The sequence below is a fragment of the Corallococcus exercitus genome (genome assembly GCF_042231735.1).
Taxonomy (GTDB): Bacteria; Myxococcota; Myxococcia; order Myxococcales; family Myxococcaceae; genus Corallococcus; species Corallococcus exercitus_B.
Genome location: NZ_CP102577.1, coordinates 1,177,619 through 1,198,525, shown reverse-complemented (window position 1 = coordinate 1,198,525; position 20,907 = coordinate 1,177,619). Strand labels below are relative to the sequence as shown.

Annotated in this window: 15 protein-coding genes; 8 read left to right on the top strand and 7 right to left on the bottom strand. The window is 72.7% G+C overall.

Annotation, left to right across the window (positions count from 1 at the left end):
• Positions 1-10: 10 nt before the first annotated feature.
• Both NR792_RS04505 and NR792_RS04500 read left to right on the top strand, forming a co-directional pair.
• Entirely contained in the window at positions 11-1,381 is a 1,371-nt protein-coding gene (locus NR792_RS04505; protein WP_375758832.1) for an FAD-binding oxidoreductase, read from the top strand.
• 123 nt (positions 1,382-1,504) lie between these two features.
• Positions 1,505-1,915, top strand: a complete 411-nt coding sequence (locus NR792_RS04500; protein WP_375758831.1) for a VOC family protein — start codon at positions 1,505-1,507, stop codon at positions 1,913-1,915.
• 37 nt (positions 1,916-1,952) lie between these two features.
• Here NR792_RS04500 and NR792_RS04495 read toward each other — a convergent pair whose 3' ends face one another.
• Positions 1,953-2,777, bottom strand: a complete 825-nt coding sequence (locus NR792_RS04495) for a helix-turn-helix domain-containing protein (protein WP_375758830.1) — start codon at positions 2,775-2,777, stop codon at positions 1,953-1,955.
• A 99-nt stretch (positions 2,778-2,876) separates the two neighbouring features.
• Here NR792_RS04495 and NR792_RS04490 point away from each other — a divergent pair, with 99 nt between their 5' ends.
• Positions 2,877-3,626 (top strand): MBL fold metallo-hydrolase, encoded by a 750-nt coding sequence (locus tag NR792_RS04490; RefSeq protein ID WP_375758829.1) that lies wholly within the window; start codon positions 2,877-2,879, stop codon positions 3,624-3,626.
• 45 nt (positions 3,627-3,671) lie between these two features.
• Here the strand turns inward: NR792_RS04490 and NR792_RS04485 are convergent, their stop codons facing one another.
• Positions 3,672-4,130 carry a GNAT family N-acetyltransferase gene (locus tag NR792_RS04485; protein ID WP_375758828.1) on the bottom strand — a complete coding sequence of 153 codons (459 nt, stop codon included), beginning with the start codon at positions 4,128-4,130 and terminating at the stop codon, positions 3,672-3,674.
• A gap of 100 nt (positions 4,131-4,230) precedes the next feature.
• On the opposite strand from NR792_RS04485, the gene NR792_RS04480 reads away from it, so the two are divergent.
• Both NR792_RS04480 and NR792_RS04475 read left to right on the top strand, forming a co-directional pair.
• Positions 4,231-5,481 (top strand): hypothetical protein, encoded by a 1,251-nt coding sequence (locus NR792_RS04480; protein ID WP_375758827.1) that lies wholly within the window; start codon positions 4,231-4,233, stop codon positions 5,479-5,481.
• Positions 5,482-5,627: 146 nt separating this feature from the next.
• Complete coding sequence (locus NR792_RS04475; RefSeq protein ID WP_375758826.1) at positions 5,628-6,350, top strand: hypothetical protein; 723 nt, start codon at positions 5,628-5,630, stop codon at positions 6,348-6,350.
• Here the strand turns inward: NR792_RS04475 and NR792_RS04470 are convergent.
• The 5 genes from NR792_RS04470 to NR792_RS04450 are packed head-to-tail and all read right to left on the bottom strand — an operon-like array spanning position 6,322 to position 12,475.
• Entirely contained in the window at positions 6,322-7,302 is a 981-nt protein-coding gene (locus tag NR792_RS04470; RefSeq protein ID WP_375758825.1) for an ABC transporter substrate-binding protein, read from the bottom strand. The two genes, NR792_RS04475 and NR792_RS04470, sit on opposite strands and share 29 nt — an antisense overlap.
• Positions 7,299-8,357, bottom strand: a complete 1,059-nt coding sequence (locus NR792_RS04465; RefSeq protein ID WP_375758824.1) for a hypothetical protein — start codon at positions 8,355-8,357, stop codon at positions 7,299-7,301. The genes NR792_RS04470 and NR792_RS04465 overlap by 4 nt, the downstream gene beginning before the upstream one ends.
• Positions 8,354-10,447, bottom strand: a complete 2,094-nt coding sequence (locus NR792_RS04460; RefSeq protein WP_375758823.1) for an MFS transporter — start codon at positions 10,445-10,447, stop codon at positions 8,354-8,356. Before NR792_RS04460 ends, NR792_RS04465 begins: the two co-directional genes overlap by 4 nt.
• A complete protein-coding gene (locus NR792_RS04455) occupies positions 10,444-11,202 on the bottom strand; it encodes a hypothetical protein (RefSeq protein ID WP_375758822.1) in 759 nt (252 codons plus the stop codon). Before NR792_RS04455 ends, NR792_RS04460 begins: the two co-directional genes overlap by 4 nt.
• A 16-nt stretch (positions 11,203-11,218) precedes the next feature.
• Positions 11,219-12,475, bottom strand: coding sequence for an OprO/OprP family phosphate-selective porin (locus NR792_RS04450; protein WP_375758821.1), 1,257 nt, complete (start codon positions 12,473-12,475; stop codon positions 11,219-11,221).
• Between the two features lie 130 nt (positions 12,476-12,605).
• Here NR792_RS04450 and NR792_RS04445 point away from each other — a divergent pair, with 130 nt between their 5' ends.
• The 3 genes from NR792_RS04445 to NR792_RS04435 are packed head-to-tail and all read left to right on the top strand — an operon-like array spanning position 12,606 to position 20,849.
• A complete protein-coding gene (locus tag NR792_RS04445; protein ID WP_375758820.1) occupies positions 12,606-14,927 on the top strand; it encodes an MFS transporter in 2,322 nt (773 codons plus the stop codon).
• Positions 14,920-16,116, top strand: coding sequence for an ABC transporter substrate-binding protein (locus NR792_RS04440; RefSeq protein WP_375758819.1), 1,197 nt, complete (start codon positions 14,920-14,922; stop codon positions 16,114-16,116). Before NR792_RS04445 ends, NR792_RS04440 begins: the two co-directional genes overlap by 8 nt.
• Positions 16,113-20,849 (top strand): CHAT domain-containing protein, encoded by a 4,737-nt coding sequence (locus tag NR792_RS04435; protein WP_375758818.1) that lies wholly within the window; start codon positions 16,113-16,115, stop codon positions 20,847-20,849. The genes NR792_RS04440 and NR792_RS04435 overlap by 4 nt, the downstream gene beginning before the upstream one ends.
• The last annotated feature ends 58 nt before the right edge of the window (positions 20,850-20,907 follow it).

Sequence of the window (20,907 nt, the reverse complement as noted above, 5' to 3'; positions counted from 1 at the left end):
GGAGGCCTTCATGACGGTCGACGTGGAGCGGGCGCTGGCGGAGGTGCTGCCGGCGGAGGCGGTCATCACGGATCCGGACGTGCTCGCGGCGCACCGGAACGACCAGGCGGAGTGGGCGCCCTCGGGCATGCCGAGGGTGCTCGTGCGGCCCGCGTCCACCGCCGAGGTCCAGGCCGTGCTCCGCGTGGCCACGGCGCTGCGCGTGCCGGTGGTGCCTCGGGGCGCGGGCTCCGGCCTGTCGGGCGGCGCGAACGCGAGCGACGGCTGCATCGTCCTGTCGCTCCTGCGGATGAACCGCATCCTGGAGGTGGACCGGCGCGGCATGCTGGCCGTCGTGCAGCCCGGCGCGCTCACCGGCGCGGTGAAGGCCGCCGCCGCGGAGCAGGGCCTCTGGTACGCGCCGGATCCCGCGAGCTGGGAGTTCTCCTCCATCGGCGGCAACCTGGCGACCAACGCGGGCGGCCTGTGCTGCGTGAAGTACGGCGTGACGGGTGACGCGGTGCTGGGCCTGGAGGCGGTGCTCGCGGACGGCACCGTGGTGCGCACCGGCGGGCGGACGGTGAAGAACGTGGCGGGCTACGACCTGACGCGCCTCTTCGTCGGCTCCGAGGGCACGCTGGGCGTCCTCACCGAGGCCACGCTGCGGCTGCGGCCCCGGCCGCCGAAGGCGACGACGCTCGTGGCCGCGTTCCCGACGCTCGTGAGCGCGGGCACGGCCGTCTGCGACGTCATGGAGCGCACGCGCCCTTCCCTGCTGGAGCTGATGGACCGCACCACCGTGCGCGCCGTGGAGGCCTGGAAGCCCATGGGCCTGGACGTCGAAGCCGCAGCCCTGCTCATCGCGCGCTCTGACGCGGGAGGCCCCCAGGGTGAAGAGGAGCTGGCCCTGATGGTCGCGTCCTGCGAGCGGGCCGGAGCGACCTCCGTGATGAGCACCGCCGACGAGGCCGAGGGCGAGCTGCTCATGGGCGCACGACGCTTCGCCTTCCCGGCGCTGGAGCAGCGCGGCGCGACGTTGTTGGACGACGTGGGCGTGCCCGTCGTGCGCATCCCTGAGCTGCTCGCGGAGGTGGAGCGCATCGCGGAGCGGCACGGGGTGCTCATCGGGACGTTCGGACACGCGGGCGACGGGAACATGCACCCCACCGTGGTCTTCGACCGGAAGGACGCGGCGGCCCTGGCGCGGGCGAAGGAGGCGTTCGACGACATCCTGCGCGCGGCGCTGGACCTGGGAGGCACCATCACCGGAGAGCACGGCGTGGGTTCCCTCAAGCGTGGCTTCCTGGGTGCGCAGCTGGGGCCGGAGACCCTGCGCCTGCACCAGGCAATCAAGAGTGCACTCGACCCGCTGGGCCTGCTGAACCCCGGCAAGCTGTTGTGATTCCGGAGGTTTGGCAGGGGCGCCCGGAAAAATAAATCCGGTGTCGATCCGGCGGGAGCGCGTTCGTCGCGTGGATGAAGGCGACGTTCACCTCATCCTCTTTCTTCCGCCAGGAGACGCACCATGGGCAGCAAGATCTTCGTCAACCTCCCCGTCGAGTCGCTGGACCGCGCGGTCGGTTTCTTCACGAAGCTGGGCTACTCGTTCAACCCCCAGTTCACCGACGCCAACGCCACGTGCATGGTCATCAGCGAGGACATCTACGTGATGCTGCTGGTGAAGCCCTTCTTCAAGACGTTCACCCAGAAGGAGGTCGCGGACGCCACGAAGACGACGGAGGTGATCGTTGCCCTGTCCCAGGAGAACCGCGCCGCCGTTGACGCGCTGATGGAGAAGGCGCTGGCGGCGGGCGCGAAGGAGACCAAGGAGAAGACGGACATGGGCTTCATGTACCAGCGCAGCTTCTCGGACCTGGATGGTCACCAGTGGGAGCCGTTCTGGATGGACCCGGCCGCCGCCCAGCCGCAGCAGTGACTCAGAGAGGGCGCTTCATGCCCTCGATGATCCATCTTCAGTCACGCTGCCCGCGGTACTGCGTCGGAGTGGTGGCGTAGCGGCGCCGGAACAGCCGCGTGAAGTGGCTCGCATCCCGGAAGCCCCAGCGGGCCGCGACCTCGGCCGTCAGTGCGTCAGGGCGGGTCCGCAAATCGTAGGCTGCCCGCTCAAGGCGGCGCAGGCGGGTGTAGTCCGCCAGCGTCCGCCCGGTGGCTCGCCGTAGGAGGCTGTCGAGATAGCGCCGGCTGACGCCTTGCTCCCGGGAGATGTCGTCGGGCTGCAGACTTGGGTCCCCGAGTCGCAGCTCGATGCTCGCGAGAGCCTGCTCGACTCTCGCCTGGGTGGCGTCGAGGGCCACGGAGCGGGGGCACAGGCCCACCACCTCCAGAAGGGCGTTGACCGCGGCAGCACACTCCGGGGCAGACAACGAGTGCCCCTCGTGTGCGACCCCCTGGAGGAGCTGCGCGACGATGCGCTCTCCGGCATGGTCCCGCCCGCGCGACACCGCCGTCCGGAGATCAACCTGGGGGTGGCGCCCTCGCACATGCTCGGCGGGCATCCTGAGGAGAAGCCGGCGGCCGCGCGTCATCGTCAATTCGAACGGGGCGTCTGAATGAAGCCACGTGAATGTCCCTGGCTCCAGAACGCATTGACGGCCGACCTGCCGAACCCTCCCGCTGCCTTCCAGCGCCACGAGGAGCTTGAGCGCGCCTTGCTTGCGCTCCGGCTCGCAGCGCACCGCGAAGGGTTCGGGCCGGAGCCAGAGGAGCTCGCTTTCCGCGAGCCTGACGGAACGCTCGATGAGCGTCTCGGGCGGCGCCGCGACCGTGACGTGTTCCATCACAGGCCAGCCGCTGCGTCGGAATGGAACAGGCCCCCGCGGCCCCGGCGCGTCAGATTGGGAGCACTCATTTGGCCCCCCCAGGGAGAAGAAAGAGACATGCAGGCTCCGCGAATCATTCGGGTTCCCATCCTACCGCTCGGCATCATCAACGCCCATCTGGTCGAGGGCGCCGCGGGCTGCGTGCTCGTTGATGCCGGACTTCCGGGCTCGGAGGGCAAGGTTGAACGAGCACTGGCGAGGATCGGCCGCGGCTGGAAGGATCTCAAGCTGATTGTCGTCACGCATGCCCACGTGGACCACGCAGGGGGCGCCGCCGCGCTGCGCGAGCGATCCGGTGCTCCCATCGTTGCCCACGCGGACGAGCGGGCGCATCTGATCGGGCAGGCGCCGATGACCTTCTGCCCGACCGGTTGGTTCGGCCGCTTGTTCGTGAAGACGCCGCTCATCCACGAACCCTATACGCGCGCCGACCCGGACATCCTGCTCTCGGGTGACGAGGCGCTGGACCTGGCGCCGTTCGGCGTGGAGGGCATCGTGAGGCACACGCCGGGACACACGGCGGGCTCGCTCTCGGTACAGCTCACCTCGCGCGAGGCGCTGGTGGGAGATCTCCTCGCGTCGGGAGTCCTCCTGGGCGGCATCCTCCGGACACGTCACGCCATCCGGCCCCCTTTCGAGGCGGCCCCCCAGGCCGTGGGAGCCGAGCTCGAGCGCCTGGTCGAAGCGGGCATGCGGACCTTCCACATCGGCCACGGCGGCCCGCTCGATGCGCGCGAAGTCCTGCGCCACGCTCGCGGCTTGCGCCATCTCCAGCCTGGCCCATCGCATCCACAGCGAGCCGCGTGAAGGCGGGATGGTGGCCCCGTGGAGGGTGAGGGCTGGAGCCGTGACTCAGAGAGGGAGCTTCATGCCCTCGTGGCTCGCCACGAATCCCAGACGCACGTAGAAGCGCTGGGCTTCGAGGCGGCGCTTGTCCGTGGTGAGCTGCATCAAGGTGCAGCCCCGGGCCCGGGCGCGCGCCATCGCCTCATTCATCAGCGCTTCTCCAATGCGCTGCCCCCGCAGGTCCGAGCGCACGCGCACCTCCTCCACCAGTGCCCGCCGGATCCCCCCACGGCCCAGGCCTGGGATGTACGTGAGCTGGAGCGTGGCGACGACCTGGCCGTCCAGCTCGCCCACGACGATCTCGTTGTTCGGGTCGGCGGTGATCTCCTTGAACGCGGCATCGACGGCGGGAGTGACCTCCTGGGCATAGCCGGTGCGCGACTGCGCGATGGCGTCATTCGCGAGCAGCTGGACGATGGTGGGCAGGTCGGAGGCACGGGCGTTGCGGAAGGTGGTGGCGGGCATGCCAGGAGTCTAGCCGTCTTCACAGCCGGTGGCCGTCCCGCGTCCTGGAGCCAACGCCTGTTGGAGCGGGCGCTCAAAGCTCCAGAGGGAGAGGTCTTCGATGAGCCTGGTGAAGCAGCAGGGCATCCTGAGCCCGGACACGCGATACGAGAGGGACTCGGACGTCATCATGACGGCGGCGATTATCGGGTGGGCGTGGAGCCGCCTGACGAACGCCGACGTGAACAAGCGGCACGCGCGCATCGACTTCGAGGTGCAGGACGCCCAGAAGCTGCCCACGAAGGAGCTGCGCGAGCAGACGGAGAACGTCGCCCTCCACATCTCCACCATCGAGAAGCTCAACCAACTGCTGCATGCCACGGGGCTCAAGCCCGAGCAGAAGGTGGAGCTGGGCACGACGCCCATCTGGACGACCGGCGGCCGCATCACCGGTGGCTCCGGCGACAAGAGCCCCGCGGACGCCTACCGCTACAACCCGCCGATGCCGGAGGGCTACGCCGCGAAGCTGTTCGAGCTTGCCACCCACCCGGCCACCGCGGGCCAGCTGGGCTACCAGGGCCGCGGCGCGTACACGGGGTTCATCGACGGCCGGACGGATGGGCAGACCGGGCTGATGAGCACCTTCCAGCACACCGTCCCGTTCGACGACGCGTACGGGCGGCGGTGGCATCCGCCGGAGGCGCCTCCGGACAAGACCTGGGGGATGATCCTCACCACCGACATGCAGGACCACGCGGACCCGGACGAGAAGAAGCAGGGCCTCAAGCAGTGGGGCATGCACTTCGAGGGGCCGACGCCCCAGCGCAACCGCGACATCTGCGCCTACACGCACGGGATGATCCAGGCCATCTACGACGTGCACGTCCACCAGCTGGCCAACGACACCAGCCCGAACAAGAAGACGCCCTACAACCCGGGCACGCCGTATGAGATTGCCGTGGGCAAGCAGACCACGAAGCTGGCCTCCTGCTTCCCCTGCAGCATCTTCATGGAGGCCACCGGCCACGCGGCGTCCTCGACGCACCTGGGCCGCGGCGAGTCCTGGAGCCCCCTCTACCCGCCCGCCAACCCCACCACCACGCAGCACAAGGCTTGGCAGGCGTGCAACGCGCAGTGGCAGGCCTACTGCAAGTCCATCCTCGACGCCGGGCTCCAGTGCCTGAAGAAGGCCCCGGCCCAGGTGAACGCCGACTGGACCGCCAGCGTGGCCGCGCTCGACCTGTACCTCAACGGCCCGCGCGGGGTGAACAAGACGCCGGCCACCGCGGCCCAGGCCTACGCCAACCTCATCCTCGACGCCGTGACGGTGCACGACAGCGAGGTGAAGCGCGTCAACCGGACCCTCAAGTAGCCGAAGCAGGCGGGAGGACCCGGCCTGGCGCCGGTGACTCTGGCAGGCCTCACGGGGCACACCGCCCCGTGGGGCCTCTTTTATTTTCAGGGGAATCACAGCCGGTCTGCCCGCGCCGTCCTGGCGGCATGATCCGAACGGACATCTTGAATGCATGTCAGGCCCGGGACTCCGCGCTGTTCGACGTCGCGCTGCTCGCGGAGCGCCTGTCGCGGACTCCCCGCGGACAAGGCCCCCTGGAAGGCGAGGCCCTCTTCGCGTCGCTGCGCGCGCGGCTGCCGGAGGGCCCCAACCGCCTGCTGGCCTTCGGGCTGGCGCTGCGGTCCGCGACCGCGGAGGACTCCGGACACCCCGGCCTCGCGGAGCTGCCCCTGGCCCAGCTCGCCCGCGAGCTGGGGCTGACCACCGCCCAGGCGCGCGACGTGCGCCGGGGGCTCGCGGAGGGGGTCTCTCCGCTCGTGCTGGCGGCGGAGCCCGCCTCCCTCCTGCACGCGCGGGTGCTGGAGGCCGTGCTGCTGACGGCGGGGCTGGAGGTCCGCCTCACGGAAGCGGAGGTGACCGCGCTGGGACGGGCGCGGGAGGACGTGGTCCACCTGCGGGAGCTGGCCGGGGAGCTGCTGCGCCGCAACGCCTTCGGCGCGCAGGTGGCCTGGCCCCTGGAGGCCCTGCGCCAGCAGCTGACCGCGCTCGCGCTCGCGCCCGCGACGCTCGCGCACCGCCAGGAGGCCTGGCGGCTGGCGGTCCGCTTCTCCCATGCCCTTGGCCAGGACCTGGCGCAGCAGCTGGTGCTGGACCTGATGCGGGAGCTGCTCCACGTCGACGCGATGGAAGTCCCCCGCCCTACCGCTCCCGCATCCTCGCGTACCTGAGGATGTGCATGGGCGGGTACAGGCCCAGCGCGTGCGCGGCCGGCATGTTCACCTCGAAGGAGAAGCGCGACAGCGCTTCAATGGGAATCTCCGAGGGCGGCCGGCGGTCCCGGAGGATCTGCGCGGCCTTGAAGCCCGCGAGCCCTCCCACGTTGTAGAAGGGCGCCACCAGCCCCATCATGCCGCCCGCCTCCAGCTGCACCTCGATGGCGCAGAAGGTGGGCAGGCCCAGCCTCAGCGCTTCGCTCATCAGGAACTGGCTGTGCGGCGCGAAGAAGTTCACCGGCGGCAGGTACACCAGGTCCGGCCGCCGGGCCGCCAGCCGCTGCATCATCTTGGGCAGCCGCTCCGGGTCCGGCTTCCCATCCGGACCGAGCGGATCCACGGCCACCAGCTCGATGCCGGCCTGGGCGGTGAGCTGCGAGAGCCGGTCGAACATGGTGCGCTGGGACAGCTCCGCCGGGTTGTACGCGATGCCCAGCCGCTTCAGCGGCATGAAGGACTGCATGGCCTTGAGCTGGACGGGCAGCGAGGCCACGTGGATGGCGCCCGTCAGGTTGCGCCCGGAGCTCTCCAGCCGCTCCACCAGGCCCGCGCTGACCGGATCCGACACCATGGCGAAGACGACCGGGATGTCGGTGATGCGCGGGGGCGCGTCCGTCTCTCCCAGCTGGCCCACCAGCCCCTGCGTCACCAGCGTGCTCTGCGCGTAGACGAGGTCCGGGCGCTTCGTACGGATCTCCTGGACTATCGCCGGCAGCCGGCTGGCGTCGCCCTCGATGTTGCGGACCGTGAACTCCACCTCCAGCCCGGCGCTGTGCAGATAGTCCTTGAAGCCCTGGTCCGTCTCCGCACCGGCCCGGTGCAGCACCATGAAGACGCGGTACGGCGCGGCGGAGGCGGAGGCCGCCGCCAGCAGCACCAGCGCCGCGAGGAGCGCCGGGCGGCTCATCGCTCCGCCTCCCGCGCCGTCCTGAAGGACGCCCTGTTCCACAGCCGGTGCTGCCGGTCCAGGCTGTGCCGGACGATGTGCTCGATGACGTCCGCCTGGCTGAAGCCCGCCTGCCGCGAGAGGAACATCACCGCCGCGTGGCTGCCCAGGTTGCAGCCGATGTTGAACTCCAGCAGGAACAGCTCCCCGGTGTCCCGGTGCAGGCGGAAGTCGACGCGCAGGTAGTCGAACTCCATCACCGCGGCGCACAGCTTCAGCGCATGCTCGCGCAGCCGCGCCTCCAGCGCCCCCGGCGCCACGAGCCGGCGCTCACGGCCTCCGTCCAGGAGCCGCTTCTGCCGGTGGGTGACGATGCCGTGCGGCAGCGCGGACGTCTCCTCCGCGACGCCCAGCACCAGGGGCTCCGGCCCGCCCAGCACCGGCACCGTGAGGTCCACGCCGGGGATGAGGGCCTCCACGAGGCAGGCCTGGCCCAGGTTCTGGAAGTAGCGCAGGCGCGCGTGCAGCCCGGCCTCCGTCTCCTGGATGCTGTCCTCGGAGATGCCCGCGGACGCGGCGCCGAAGCGCGGCTTGACGAACCAGGGGCCGGGGAAGTCCGGCGCGGCGGGCAGCGGCCCCTCCGCCGGACTGACGAGCCACGGGGCCGTCGGGATGCCCAACGCCCGCGCCATCAGCTTGGTGAGGTGCTTGTCCTCCGCCAGCGCGCGGATGTTGGGCGGCGCGCCCAGATAGGGCACCTCCAGCCACTCGCAGAACGCCGACGTGAAGACCTCCGAGCTGCGGAACGGCGCGCGGTTGAGCAGCGTGAAGACGTAGTTGGGTTCGCTGCGCAGGTGGACCAGGTCCTCCAGCGCGCGGCAGGGCGAGCAGCGCAGCCCCAGCTGCGTCAGCGTGTGGAACAGCTCGTGGTTGTAGCGCGGGAGCACGCCGTGCTCCGGGTGCATGTCGGGCCTCGGCGCACCGGGCTCCGGCGCGTACTGCGCCAGGAACAGCACGTCCAGGCGCTCGCGCTGCAAGGGGGTCAGCTTCAGCAGGTCTCTGGAGAGTCGGGTCATGGGGCTTTCGGGGTGGGAGTGGAGGAAGGAAGGGAGCGGACGAAGAGGTACGCGGCGAGTCCCGCGGTGAGCACGAGCATCCCGGTGCCAATGGCGTGGGCGGACCGGGCGAAGCCGCTGGCGCTCAGCAGCGCGGCGGCGAGCAGCGGGCCGGCGAGGCTGCCCACCCGCTCGATGATGCGGAACACGGACAGGAGCGCGTCCAGACCGAACCCGACGCACTCCTCGGCGAAGAGCGGCGGCACGCTGGCCAAGAGCGGCGTCGTCGCCAGCGCCTGCCCCAGCCCCACCAGCAGCACCGAGGCGAGCAGCGGCCAGCTGCCGTCCGCCGACGCGAACAGCAGCACGCCCAGCCCGGAGGCCCCGCCGCCCGCCAGCATCATCCCCCGGTGCCAGCCGTACCGGTCCGCCAGCAGCGACACGACTGGCGTCGCGCACACCGTGGCGATGAAGGAGCCCATCATCAGCCGTCCGATGGCGGCCTCGCTGAAGCCAAGCTCATGCAGGCGCAGCGGCGTCAGGAAGAAGAGGAACCCCGTCAGCACCAGGCGCACCGGCATGGCCGCCAGCAGGATGAACAGCAGCACCCGGCCGCGCTTGAGGATGCCCAGGTAGGCCGCCACCGGGCGGTGCGTGTCCGTCTCCCGGGGCCCCGAGTCCGGCGTCAGGAGCCCCACCAGCACCATGGACAGACACACCAGCCCCGCCGCGACCCCGAAGGTCGCGCCGTAGCCGATGCGGTCCGCGAGGATGCCGCCGATGGCGGTGCCGCACACGCTGGCGGCCGTCGAGGCGCCCACGAACACGCCCATGCTCCGCGCGCCGTGGCTCCGCGTGGACGTGCGCGCGACGTGGAGCAGCGCCGTGGCCGTCACGATGCCGTAGCCACCAGCGGTGACGATGCGCCAGAGGAACAGCTCGGTCAGGCTGGACGACTGGCCCGTCAGCGCCAGGCCGAGCGCGCTGGGCACCATGCCCGCCAGGAGCGCCACGCGGCTGCCCCGGGTATTCAGCAGGCGCCCGCCCAGCGGCGTGCACAGCACCATGGCGGTGACCCACAGCGACATGGGCAGCGCCACCATGAAGCTCTCCGAGAAGAAGGGGCCGGGCTGGTAGAGCCGCTTGACGTAGAGCGGCCAGAACGAGCGCGAGAGCTCCGAGCCGAAGAGGTAGATGAACAGCGGAAGCCGCAGGTCGCCGGTCTCCGGCTCCTCCAGCGCCGCGGGGGCCTTCGGGTCGCCGAACCGGAACCGCTCCCCCAGCGCGGAGAGGGCCTGCTCCACCGGCTCGGCCAGCCTCGCGCCGCGCCGTGCCTGGGCGGCGCGCTCCGTCAGCGCGGCGTAGCGGACGTTGAGGCGGCGCACCAGCCGTGTCGCCGCGGCCAGCGCCCGGGTGGCCTCGTCGTGCAGCCGCAACCGGGCCTGCCGGGTGAAGTCCCCCTCGCTCCCGAGCGACAGCAGCCGGTGGAGCAGCCGCAGCGGCCGGACGACGAGCAGGCCCATCAGCGCCATCAGCACCTCGATGGTGACCAGCGCCGTGACGAACAGGGTGATGAGGATGTCGGTGTGGATCTCCTGGAGCCGCTGCTCGACGTAGCCCGCGTCGATGCCCAGGTGGAGCTGTCCGATGACGCGGCCCCGCGACTCGACGGGATGGGCCAGGTCCAGCGCGCCCTCCAGGCGCGCCAGCCCGCGCGACTCCTCCTGCGCGTGGGCCTGCTTCACCCTGTCGAAGAAGGACTCGGGCCGCGCCTTCAGCTCCCGCGACGCGTACAGCAAGCGGCCCTCCGGGGAGGCGAAGCCGATGTAGCGCAGCTCTTCGTGGCCCGCGGCCGCGTCGTCCAGGTAGGCATCCGCCGCCCCCAGCCGCGTCACCGGGATGCCCAGGTCCGCGGCGCGGTGGAACTGCAGGGCCACGGTCTCCGCCAGCGTCTCCGCCTTGGCCCGCAGGTCCGGGCGCAGTGACTCCTCGAAGAGGCGCGACGCCTGGACGGAGGCCGCCACCAGCGTCGCCACGATGAGCAGCGTGGACAGCAGGCTCACCTGCCAGATGCGGCCCCGGGACAGGCCTCCGTCGGCGGCCGGGCTCATGTGCTGCCCTCCAGGGACTGCTCCGCCCGGGCCAGGGCCTGGGAGGCCTCCTGGTAGCGCGCATCGAACGCGCGCAGCTCCTCGTCCGCCGGGGCCGCGGGCGCCGGGCCCTCCATCCCGCGAAAGGTCTTCTCCATGGCCTGGAAGCGCTGGCCCAGGGGCTTGAGCAGGCCCCACATCAGGGCGCAGACCAGCGTGAAGCCGCAGCCCAGCGGCCACAGCGCCTGCCGGGCGAACGTGTGGAGGAAGACGCCCGCGCGCGCATCCAGCGCCCGGCGGTCATAGGTGATGAGCACGAACCCCACCGGCTGGCTGAAGGGATTGAGGATGGGCGCGCCCACCAGGAGCGCCGTGCTGTCCGCGCGGTTCCAGGTGCCGTCACGCGCGGCGGCGGCTTCCTCGAACCAGACCGCGCGCTCGCGGGCGGAGCCGGGAAGGTGGGTGGTGGCGTGCAGCCCGCTCTGGAACAGCACCGTGCCCCGGCGGTCGAGGATGACGACGCCCCGGATGTCCGGGTCCATGGCGGAGACCCGGGTGAGGATCTGCTGGGCGTCCCGCGCGGCGGGCAGGGCCAGGCCCAGGTCGATGGCCGCCTCCGTGGAGGCCTTCGCGTCCAGCGCCAGCACGCGCAGCCGCGAGCGTTGCAGCTCACCGAGCGTCGTCTCGAACTTGGCGTAGTTGAGCAGGACGATCAGCGCGATGGAGAAGCACAGGATGGCCGCGGTCGCGGCCCCCAGCTTGAAGAACAGACTCATGGCCCTGGCCCCGCCTTCAGAAGAAGGACCACTGGATGCGCATGAGGAACTCGTCGAAGGACGGCTGTCCCTGGGAGAACCGGTACCGGCTGGCGTTGAACATCCAGCGGGTGGACGTGTTGACGTACCAGTTGAGGCCCGCGGTCAGCTCCTGGATGCGCTCCTCGGAGGGGCCGTCGTGTCCGGGCAGGCCGTCGAACTTCAGCTGCGCGAAGCCGTAGCGCAGTCCCACCTCCCACGCGCCCGCTCCGTACTGGCCCGCCCCGGGGTCGAAGGGATGGGAGGGCTCCACGCCGCGCTCATGCTTCCTCTCCCCGGTCAGCACCCACGTCCCGGACGCGTACACGGCCTGGGAGCGCAGCCCCTGCAGGTGGACGCGCCGCGCGTCGTTGCCCACGTCCGCGGCCTGGAGCCAGCCCTCACGCTGGGAGGCGTGAAAGCGCGCGTACTCCACCTTCAGCGAGGTGGGGCCCTGGAAGGAGACGGCGTCAGCACCCAGGCGCCAGTCGGCGGGGGCCACGTACAGGCCCGAAGCGCCCGTGGCGTACGTGACGCTGTAGCGAGGGGCCGTGAGGAAGCCGTAGCCGGTGGCCAGCTTGCTCCGGGGCTCCTCGGGAAGGTTGTTCCCCAGCGCGTGCGTGGCGCTCACCGCGACGGAGACGCCGTCCAGCGGTGACACGGAGAGGCGGCCGGCCAGCATCTTCCCGCGGTCCTCGTCGCGCGCCTTGCTGCTGGCCTCGTTGAAGAGTCCCAGCCAGTACTCCACGCGCTGCTCAGCGAGCTCGCCATGGAGCGCCAGGCCCTGGTCGTACCGGGGCAGCACCAGCGTGTAGAGCAGCGACTGCTCCACGAAGTCGAGGAAGACGGAGGACGTCTCCAGCCACTCGTAGCCGAAGGGGACCTTGAGCCTGCCCGCCCGCAGCCGGAGCCAGGGAGCGGCGCGCAGCTCCAGCCACGCGTCCTGGAAGAGCGGCGTGTCGCGCTGGCCCACGTCGGCGATGAGCCGCACGTCCGCGAAGGACGCCAGCGTCCCCGTGAGGTTCAGCCGTGCGCGGCGGACCAGGAAGGTGCTCTCCAACGCCTCGTCGGTGGGGTGCAGGCGCAGGTCCGACTGGAGGTTCATGCCCACGCGCAGGGTGGACCGGCCGTCGCGGCCCTGGAGGACGGCGACGCCCCCCGGGGCCGGCGTGTCGGCCCGGGAGCCCTGGGGCAGCAAGAGCACCGCGACAAATACAGACATGAAAAACGGCTTGAGCCCGCGGAGTTCGTTCATGCCCCGCACGACGTCCACATGGTTGTCTTTGTGAAACTTCACACCGGCCCGCCCGGGACCGTCCTCGGAAGTCACCAGCGCGCGGCCCGGCTGTCTCCCGTCCCCGGCGCCACGCCTTTCGAGAGGATCCATGTCTGCCCATTTCCTCCGGCACGGACGCGGGCTGCGCCGGGTCCGGCTCGGCGCCCTCCTGCTGGTGCTGGCCGCGTCGCTCGGCGGGGTCGTCGCCGTGGGGCTGAGGGAGGCGCAGCGCGGCTATGCCCACCTCCAGTTCGAGCGGCTCGCGGCGCAGGGCGCGGTCATCCAGGGGCCCGTGGAGATGTTCCTGCGCGTGGGCGTGGCGCTGGAGCAGTTCACCGGCTTCCACCCCCTGGCCCGCGCGCTGCGCGAGGCGGACCCCACGCTGGAGGCGGTCCGCGTCCTGGATGCCGAGGGCCGCCTCCTCTTCTCCGAACCTCCCGGGGAACAAGGCGCGCCCCCCCTTCCCAGCCGCGTGCCCGCCCTTCCCGGCCAGCGCTTCGAGGTGACGGAGGACGCGAGGGCGTTCCGCGTGGCGCTGCCGCTCTCCGACCGCTTCGGCGTGGTGGGCCGCCTGGAGCTGGTGATGTCCCGGCAGGCCGTGGACCTGCGTGTGCTCCAGCGCTTCCAGCCCCTCTTCACCCTGCTGGGCGGCTGTCTGTTGTTCCAGGGGGCATTCGTCCTGGGGGCGCGGCGGCTGTGGATGCGGCGGCCCCGGCGCTGGCTGGGCCTGGCCTTCAGCGCCGGCTTCGGCGTCATGACCCTGGCCACGTCGCTGGCGCTGGTGGACCTCTACTCGGACGGCCTCCAGCAGCGCACGAGCAGCCTGGCCCATTCCCTGGCGCGGCGGCTGAACGAGGCGGCACGGCTGGGGCTGACGCTCTCCCACCTGCGCGGGCTGGACACGCTGCTGGAGGACTACCAGCGCTCCAACACGGACCTGGGCTCGCTCGCGCTCATCGCGGATGAGCGGGTGCTGGTCCAGGCCGGCTCGGGAGCGGGGGCGCCCGGGCATGAGCGCTTCAAGTACACCATCGACCTGGAGTTGACGGAGGGCCCCTGGAGCCTCCCCGTGCGGCTGGAGGTGGGTGCCGCGAAGGGCGCGCTCGACGCCCGGCTCTGGCGCGGGTGCCGCGGCTTCCTCTTCCTCTTCCTGGCGTGCGGACTCCTGGGCCTGCTCGTGCTGAGGGCCTTCGCGCCCCTGCCCCGGCGTGGGACACGACCGCGGGCCTTCGAGCACGGCGTGGTGGACCGGCTCCAGCCCCTCGCGTTCCTCGGGGCCTTCCTGGACGGGCTCCCGCTGGCCTTCCTCGCCACCTCCGCGGAGGCGCTCGAGTCAGGCGGGGGCGCCGCGCTGCTCATCTTCGCCTTCCATGGCGCCAGCGCGCTCGCGCACCTCTACTCCGAGCGCTCCGTCCGCGACCTGGGCCCCGGCCGCTTCCTGATGGGCGCCCTGCTGCTGTCGGCCGCGCCCCTGTTGCTGATGGCGTGGACCGGGGACTTCCGCCTGTGGCTGCTGCTGCGCTGCCTCTCGGGCCTCGGGCACGGAGCGCTCGCCGCCGGGACCCGGGCGTACCTCCTCGCGGTCTTCCACTCCCAGCAGCCCCCAGCGCACGGCTCGCGCCTCGTGCTGTCCCGCTGCGGCGGGCTGCTCAGCGGCACGGTGCTGGGCGCCCTGCTGGCGGCCCACCTGGGCCCTCGCGCGGCGTTCCTGTGCGGCGGCCTCTGCGCCCTGGCCGCGCTTTCGTACGCGCGGCTGTGGTTGCCCCCGCTGGAGGCGCCGGCCCTGGCCCGCGGGCCCGGTCCCTTCCGGGCCTCCCTCTCCTGGCTCGCGCCCCCACCGCTCCCGTCGAGCCCGCGTGAGCACCTCCCGGCGCTGCTGCTCGTCGGCCTGCCCTCCCTGCTCGTTCGCGGCGGAGGCCTCTGCTTCGCGCTGCCCTTGTGGCTGGCGGGCCAGGGCGAGGACGCGGACCGCATCGGCCAGCTCCTGGCCCTTCATGCGCTGGGAGCGCTGCTCTGCCACGTCCTGCCGCCGCCGCGCACCGCCAGGACCCGGAGGCTCTTGCAGGGCGGCGTGCTGGGGCTGGGCGTCGCGTTGCTGGCACTGGGAATCGCGGGAGCACTGGAGCCCGTGTTCGCGCTGGCGTTGGGGCTCTGGGGCCTCTGCCACGCGCTCATCCAGGCCTGCCTCAAACGTCCCTCCTTCTCGAGCCCCGGGGAAGGCCGCGCGCGGGAGCGGGGCCCGCCGTCCATCTCCCCGGTCGTGGGCGCGCTCGGGCAGTGCCTGGGGCCCCTGGTCGTGAGCGCGCTCTGGCACCTGCCTTCGGAGCCGCTCCAGGTGATGGGAGGGCTGGGCGCCGGCGTGCTCCTGCTGAGCGCCGCGTACTTCTGGATGACCCGGGGCCTGCCCGGGCGCGAGGCCCGCCATGCGTGACGTCACCTCCTCGCGGGCCGGGTGGCTCGTGGGCCTGCTGCTCCTCCTCGTCACGTCCCTGCCGGCCTCCGCGCAGCCGGAGGACCTGTCCGCCTGGGTGGAGCTGCCCCCCGAGTCGCTTCGTGGCTGGAGGGTGGAGGCGTCCGCGGAGCGGATCCGCATCGCGCACGAACGGCCCCCCACGCCGCGGGAGCAGGTGCGCGAGGTGCTCGTGCTGCTCACCGTGGCGCAGAGCAGCCTCAACTGGATCCTCGAGGGCATGCTGCCCGTCCTCCGCGACGGGCGCGTGCGGGTGGAGCTCACGCTGTACAAGCTGGGCACGGGCCGCCAGGAGCAGGAGCGCATGCTGGCGCTGGCGGACTCCGGACAGTTCGACCTGGTCATCGCCCTGGGCTCGGACGCGACGCGGTTTCTCTACAACCGCTTCGGCAATCAGCCCACGCCGGTGGTGGCGCTCTGCAAGGCGCCGGAGCTGTGGCTCGGCTTCGAGGAGGGGGCCTCTCAACAGGCCAAGCCGGGCAACATGGCCTTCGTCTCGCTGTCCCTCTCTCCGGACGTGCAGCTGCACTACCTCCAGGAGCTGCTGGGCCCGCTGAAGGTGCTGACGGTGGTGTACGACCGCCGCAACCAGAGCACCGTGGAGGTGGAGGCGGAGGCCATGCGGCGGCTGGCGGCCCGGGACGGCTTCCAGCTGCTGGAGCTGGCGGTGGACGGCAAGCGCAGCGCGGAAGCGATGCTCTCCGAGCAGGTGCCCCGGATGGCCCGCGCCATGCGGCTCATCGACCCGGAGGGCCGGCACAGCCTCTTCTGGGTCACCACGTCCTCGGCCGTCTACGACGAGCTGGAGCGCATCGACGGGCTCTCCGAGGGCATCCCGGTGCTGGGCTCCGTGCGCGAGGCCGTGCGCGAGGGGAGCGTCAGCGCGGTCATGTCCATCGGCGTGCCCTTCAAGAGCGCCGGTCAGCTCGGCGCGCGTTACGTGCTGGAGGTGCTGGGGTCGCGGCTGCCGCCATCGCGGCTGCCCATGGGGGTCATCTCCCCGCCGGACCTCGCCATCCACCTGCGGCGCGCGCGCCAGCTGGACGTGAAGCTCCCCTTCCACTTCCTGGAGCAGGCCAGCTCCATCTACGACCTGGACGGCCGGCTGGTGCGGCAGGACGGACAGCCCGCGGTGGCCCCGCCACCGTGAGCGCGTCCCCTGCCCGGCCCGCGCCGCTGGAGCTGCTCGTGGAGCTGGTGCGCGCGCAGGAGGCCGGCGATCCGTTCCACTTCCGGCTGGAGCCCCAGGAGTACCTGCTGCGGCGGGCCCAGGGCAGCTACGCGCACGCGGCGCTCGCGTGGGAGCCGGCGCTGCTGGCGGACCTGGCGGAGCTGGAGCGGCCCCAGCCGGACCGAGGCGTGGTGCAGCGCCTGGGGGAGCGGCTGCGCGGCTTCCTGGACGCAGTGGGCTGGGACACGCACGCACGCGACATCCTCGCCGCCGTCCAGCAGGACCGCCCGGTGCACCTCACCTTCCGGTTCGCCGCGGCGGAGCTCTACGCGCTGCCCTGGGAGCTGCTCACGCTGGGCACCTCCGGGTGCACCGTGGCGGAGCTCCCCGGTGTGCTCGTGCGCTACGAATGGCCCGCGACCCAGGACACGCCCGCGCCGGGCACCTCGCGCGCGGGCCGCATCCTCTACGCGTGGTCCGCCGCGGGAGGCCAGGTCCCGGCCGGGGCGCACCAGCGCGAGCTGGCCGCGGCCTGCGAGGAAGGCGTGTATCCGTTTGAGCCGTCGCGGGACGTCCTGCCGCACGTCTCGCTGGAGTCGCTGAAGGAGGCGCTCGCGCGCCCTGGCGAGCCCGTCTCCGTGCTCCACCTGCTGTGCCACGGCGGCCGGCGGGGGCAGACGTATGGCCTGCTGTGGAACCCGTCGTGGGAGGGCGGAGAGCCGGAGCTCGTGGACGGCGCGACGCTGCGCCAGTTGCTGATGCCCTACGCGGGGACGCTGCGGCTGGTGGTGCTCTGCGCGTGCCAGAGCGGCGCGGGCACGACGGACAACCACCTGGGCAGCGTGGCCCAGGCGCTCCACCGCGCGGGCCTGCCGGCGGTGGTGGCCTCCCGGCTGCTGCTCTCCGTGCCGGGCTCCGTGGTGCTCACGCGCGCCCTCTACCAGTCCCTGCTGGTGGCGCCCGCCTCGCTGGAGGAGGCGGTGGGGCACGCCCGGCGTCAGCTCGCGCTCGACACCACCGCGCTGGATCACGTCTCGCTCCAGCTCTACGCCCGCGCGGAGCACGGGAGCGACACGCGCCCGGTGGCCCTGCGTCCCTACCGGGGCCTGCTGCCGTTCCGGCAGGAGGACCGCCGCTTCTTCTTCGGACGGGAGGCGCTCCAGCGGGAGCTGATCCAGCGCGTCTACGAAGCGGTGGAGGGTCAGCGCCCCCGCTTCCAGGTGCTGGCCGGTGTCTCGGGCAGCGGCAAGTCCTCGCTCGCCCTCGCCGGGCTGCCCCGGGACCTGCGGGCCGCCGGCTGGGAGGTGCGGCTCTTGCGGCCCGGGCAGGGCCACGCCGAGACGCTCCAGCAGGTGCGCCAGGTCCCCGCCGAGCGCTGGCAGCTGCTGCTCGTGGATCCGTTCGAGGACCTCTTCACGGCGCTGACGTCCGAGGCGCGCCGCGAGCTCGCCACCGACCTCTGGAGCCTGTCGCGGGACGCGGGGCGGCGCGTGGTGGTGCTCGCCACGCTCCAGGTGGACTTCCTGGGGCGCTGCGGGGACCTGGTGGTGGACGCCGGGGGCACGCGCCTGGACGCGGTGGTGTACTCGGACGCGCACCGCCTCTTCGTCAGCGAGCTGCAGGGCGAGGCGCTGCGCGCCGCCATCGAGGGCCCCGCGCGCAAGGTGGGGCTGGGCTTCGAGCCCGGCCTGGTGGACCGGCTGCTCCAGGACGTGGGACAGGAGCCCGGCTCGCTGCCGCTGCTCCAGTACGCGTTGGATCAGCTCTGGGAGGAGCGCGAGGGCCCCCTGCTCACGCACCGCGCCTACGCGGCCCTGGGCGGCGTGGCGGGGGCGCTCAAGCGCGTGGCGAACCGGCTCTACGCGTCGCTGTCCCCCGGCGAGCAGCGCCAGGCGCGGCGGCTGCTGGTGGAGCTGGTGGACTTCCAGCAGGGCCCCGCGCCGGGCATGCGGGGCCGGGTGAGGCAGCGGCACCTGCGCCCCACCCTCCCGGAGCCCCGCGCCGACTTCGACCGCGTGCTGACCATGCTGCTCACCGCGAGGCTGCTGACGCGCGACGAGGACGCGGCGGGCGTGGAGTGGTTGCAGCTCTCCCACGCGTCGCTCCTGCGCACCTGGCCGGAGCTCGTGGAGTGGGCCCGGGCGGATCAGGAGCGGCTCCAGCACTTCCGCGAGCTGCAGTCCTGGGCGCACGCATGGCTCGCGCACCGGGGGGAGCCGGATGGCGGCGCGCCCTACCTGCTGTCCGGCAGCCGGCTGGGGTACGCGCAGGACATCCTGCGCCGCTACAGCGAGGAGCCCGGCGAGGACGTGCTCCAGCTCCTCGACGCCAGCGTGGCCACGGCCGAGGCCCAGGACGCGTCCGCCCGCCGGCGCCTGATGCGGCTGCTCGGGGCCGCGCTCGTGGTGGCGGGGGTGATGGCGGGGCTCGCGTGGAACGCAAGACAGCTGGAGGCCCGGGCCCAGCGCGAGCGCCAGGAAGCGCAGCGCTACGCCCAGCGCGCGCGGGACCTGGTGCTGCTGGACGTCGCGCGGAAGCTGCGGCGCGACAACCCCACGCTCGCCCTGCTCATGCTGCGCGAGGTGCGGCAGCCCGGGCAGCTCCAGGGCTGGGCCCAGGACGTGTCGGAGGTCCTCCAGGAGCCGCTGAGCCGGGCGGTGCTGCGAGGGCACACGCAGGCCGTGGTCCACGTGGAGGTCAGCCCGGACGGACAGCGCGTGGTGACAGCCTCGAAGGACGGTACGGCGCGGCTGTGGCGGACCGACGGCGAGGGAGAGCCCCGGGTGCTCGCGGGCCATGAAGGGCCCGTCTACCACGCCACCTTCAGCCCCTCCGGCGGACTGAGCGTCCTCACCGCCTCCCATGACGGGACGGCGCGGCTGTGGAGCACGTCCGACGGCGCGCTGCTGCGCACGTTCCGGCACCGCGGCGTGGTGCAGTGGGGCGCCATCAGCCCGGACGGCCGGTGGGTGGCCACCGCGTCGCGGGACGGGCTGGCGCGGCTGTGGCCGCTGGAGGCGGCGGACAAGCCGCGCGAGGTCGCGCACCGGGGCCCCGTGCAGACCGTGGCCTTCAGCCCGGATGGGAAGCGGCTGGTGACCGCCTCGCAGGACGGCACCGCGCGCATCGTGTCCGTGCGGGCAGCGGAGCCGCCGCGCGAGCTGCCCCACCCCGCCCCCGTCACCTCCGCCACGTTCGATCCGGAGGGCACGCACGTGCTGACCGTGGCGCGCGACGGCATCGCCCGCGTCTGGTCCGTCAGCGGAGCGCAGGGCCCCGTGCCGCTGAAGGGGCACCAGGGCGAGCTCACCACCGCGCGCTTCAGTCCGGACGGGCAGTGGGTGGTGACCGCCTCCCTGGACAACACCGCGCGCCTCTGGCGGGCGGATGGACGGGGCGAGCCCCGCGTCCTGCGCGGCCACCAGGGCGCTGTGCGCATGGCCACCTTCGGCGGCCCGCTGGGCGAGTGGATCCTCACCGTGTCCTCGGACACGACGGCGCGGCTGTGGTCCACGCGGGAGGACGCGCCGCCCCGGCTGCTGCCCGGCCACCGCTCCACCGTCCTGTGGGGCGGCTTCGGCCCGGACGGCAAGCAGGCCGTCACCGCCTCCATCGACGCCACCGCGCGGGTGTGGCGGCTGGACGCGCCCCGGGACTCGCTCCCGCTGCAGGAGCCGGGTGGCTTCGTCTGGTCCGTGGCCGTGGGCCCGGATGGGACGCAGGTGGCCACGGCGTCGCAGGACGGAGCGGTGCGCCTCTGGTCGGAGGACGGCCGGCTCGTGCGCGTGCTCCGGGGCCACGCGCAGGACGTCCGCTCCGTGGTCTTCAGCCCGGACGGCAGGTGGCTCCTGACGGCGTCGCTGGACGGGACGGCGCGCCTGTGGCCCTCGGACGGGAGCGTGGAGGGCCGGCGCGTGCTGGTGGCCCAGCGCGAGCCCTTCTTCGGCGCCGCCTTCAGCCCGGACGGCCTGCGGGTGGCGCTCGCCTCCAGCCCGCGCGCCACGCGCATCCTCCGCGTGGACGGCACGCGGGCGTCCGTGCCGCTGGAGGGCCACGGCGACCAGGTCCGCTCCGTGGCCTTCAGCGCGGACGGCCGCCGGCTCATCACCGCGTCGCAGGACGGCACCGCGCGCATCTGGAGCGCGGAGGGGCGGCTGCTCGCCACGCTCTATGGCCATGACGACTGGGTCCTCTCCGCCGCCTTCCACCCGAAGGCCGCGGATCAGGTGCTCACCTCCTCCCAGGACGGCACGGCGCGCATCTGGACCGTGGAGAACGGCCGGGTCCGCGGGGCGCACGCCATCCTCCGGCACGAGGCCCCGGTGCCCTGGGCCGCCTGGAGCCCGGATGGTGGCCGGCTCGTCACCGCGTGCGCGGACGGGCGCGCCCGCGTGTGGCTCGCGGCAGGTCCCCTGGAGCCGTACCTCGTCCTCTCCGCGCACGAGGGCGAGGTGACGTCGGCCGTGTTCAGCCCACGCCCGGAGGAGCCCCGGCTCGTCACCGGCTCCACGGATGGGAGCGCCCGCGTGTGGCGTCCGCGCGAGCCGCTTCCCGTCGACCGGCTCCAGGAGAAGCTCCAGTCGGTCAGCTCCGCCTGCCTGACGCCCGGGGAGCGGCGCGGCCACCTGGGCGACCTGCCCGCGCCGGCCTGGGAGGCCACCGTGGAGTGCGAGCGCCGTCACGGGCGGACGCCGCTCCCTGACGCGCCTTGAAGCTCCCTGACGCGCTCACAACGCCAGGGCACCGGGCGTCTTCCAGCCATCCCACGCC

Bases quoted from the DNA above. Each gene is read 5' to 3' on its own strand.
- NR792_RS04460 (WP_375758823.1), bottom strand. From the start codon at position 10,447: ATGAGCCCGGCCGCCGACGGAGGCCTGTCCCGGGGCCGCATCTGGCAG.
- NR792_RS04450 (WP_375758821.1), bottom strand. From the start codon at position 12,475: ATGAACGAACTCCGCGGGCTCAAGCCGTTTTTCATGTCTGTATTTGTC.
- NR792_RS04500 (WP_375758831.1), top strand. From the start codon at position 1,505: ATGGGCAGCAAGATCTTCGTCAACCTCCCCGTCGAGTCGCTGGACCGC.
- NR792_RS04455 (WP_375758822.1), bottom strand. From the start codon at position 11,202: ATGAGTCTGTTCTTCAAGCTGGGGGCCGCGACCGCGGCCATCCTGTGC.
- NR792_RS04445 (WP_375758820.1), top strand. From the start codon at position 12,606: ATGTCTGCCCATTTCCTCCGGCACGGACGCGGGCTGCGCCGGGTCCGG.
- NR792_RS04465 (WP_375758824.1), bottom strand. From the start codon at position 8,357: ATGACCCGACTCTCCAGAGACCTGCTGAAGCTGACCCCCTTGCAGCGC.
- NR792_RS04485 (WP_375758828.1), bottom strand. From the start codon at position 4,130: ATGCCCGCCACCACCTTCCGCAACGCCCGTGCCTCCGACCTGCCCACC.
- NR792_RS04490 (WP_375758829.1), top strand. From the start codon at position 2,877: ATGCAGGCTCCGCGAATCATTCGGGTTCCCATCCTACCGCTCGGCATC.
- NR792_RS04505 (WP_375758832.1), top strand. From the start codon at position 11: ATGACGGTCGACGTGGAGCGGGCGCTGGCGGAGGTGCTGCCGGCGGAG.
- NR792_RS04440 (WP_375758819.1), top strand. From the start codon at position 14,920: ATGCGTGACGTCACCTCCTCGCGGGCCGGGTGGCTCGTGGGCCTGCTG.
- NR792_RS04480 (WP_375758827.1), top strand. From the start codon at position 4,231: ATGAGCCTGGTGAAGCAGCAGGGCATCCTGAGCCCGGACACGCGATAC.
- NR792_RS04495 (WP_375758830.1), bottom strand. From the start codon at position 2,777: ATGGAACACGTCACGGTCGCGGCGCCGCCCGAGACGCTCATCGAGCGT.
- NR792_RS04470 (WP_375758825.1), bottom strand. From the start codon at position 7,302: ATGAGCCGCCCGGCGCTCCTCGCGGCGCTGGTGCTGCTGGCGGCGGCC.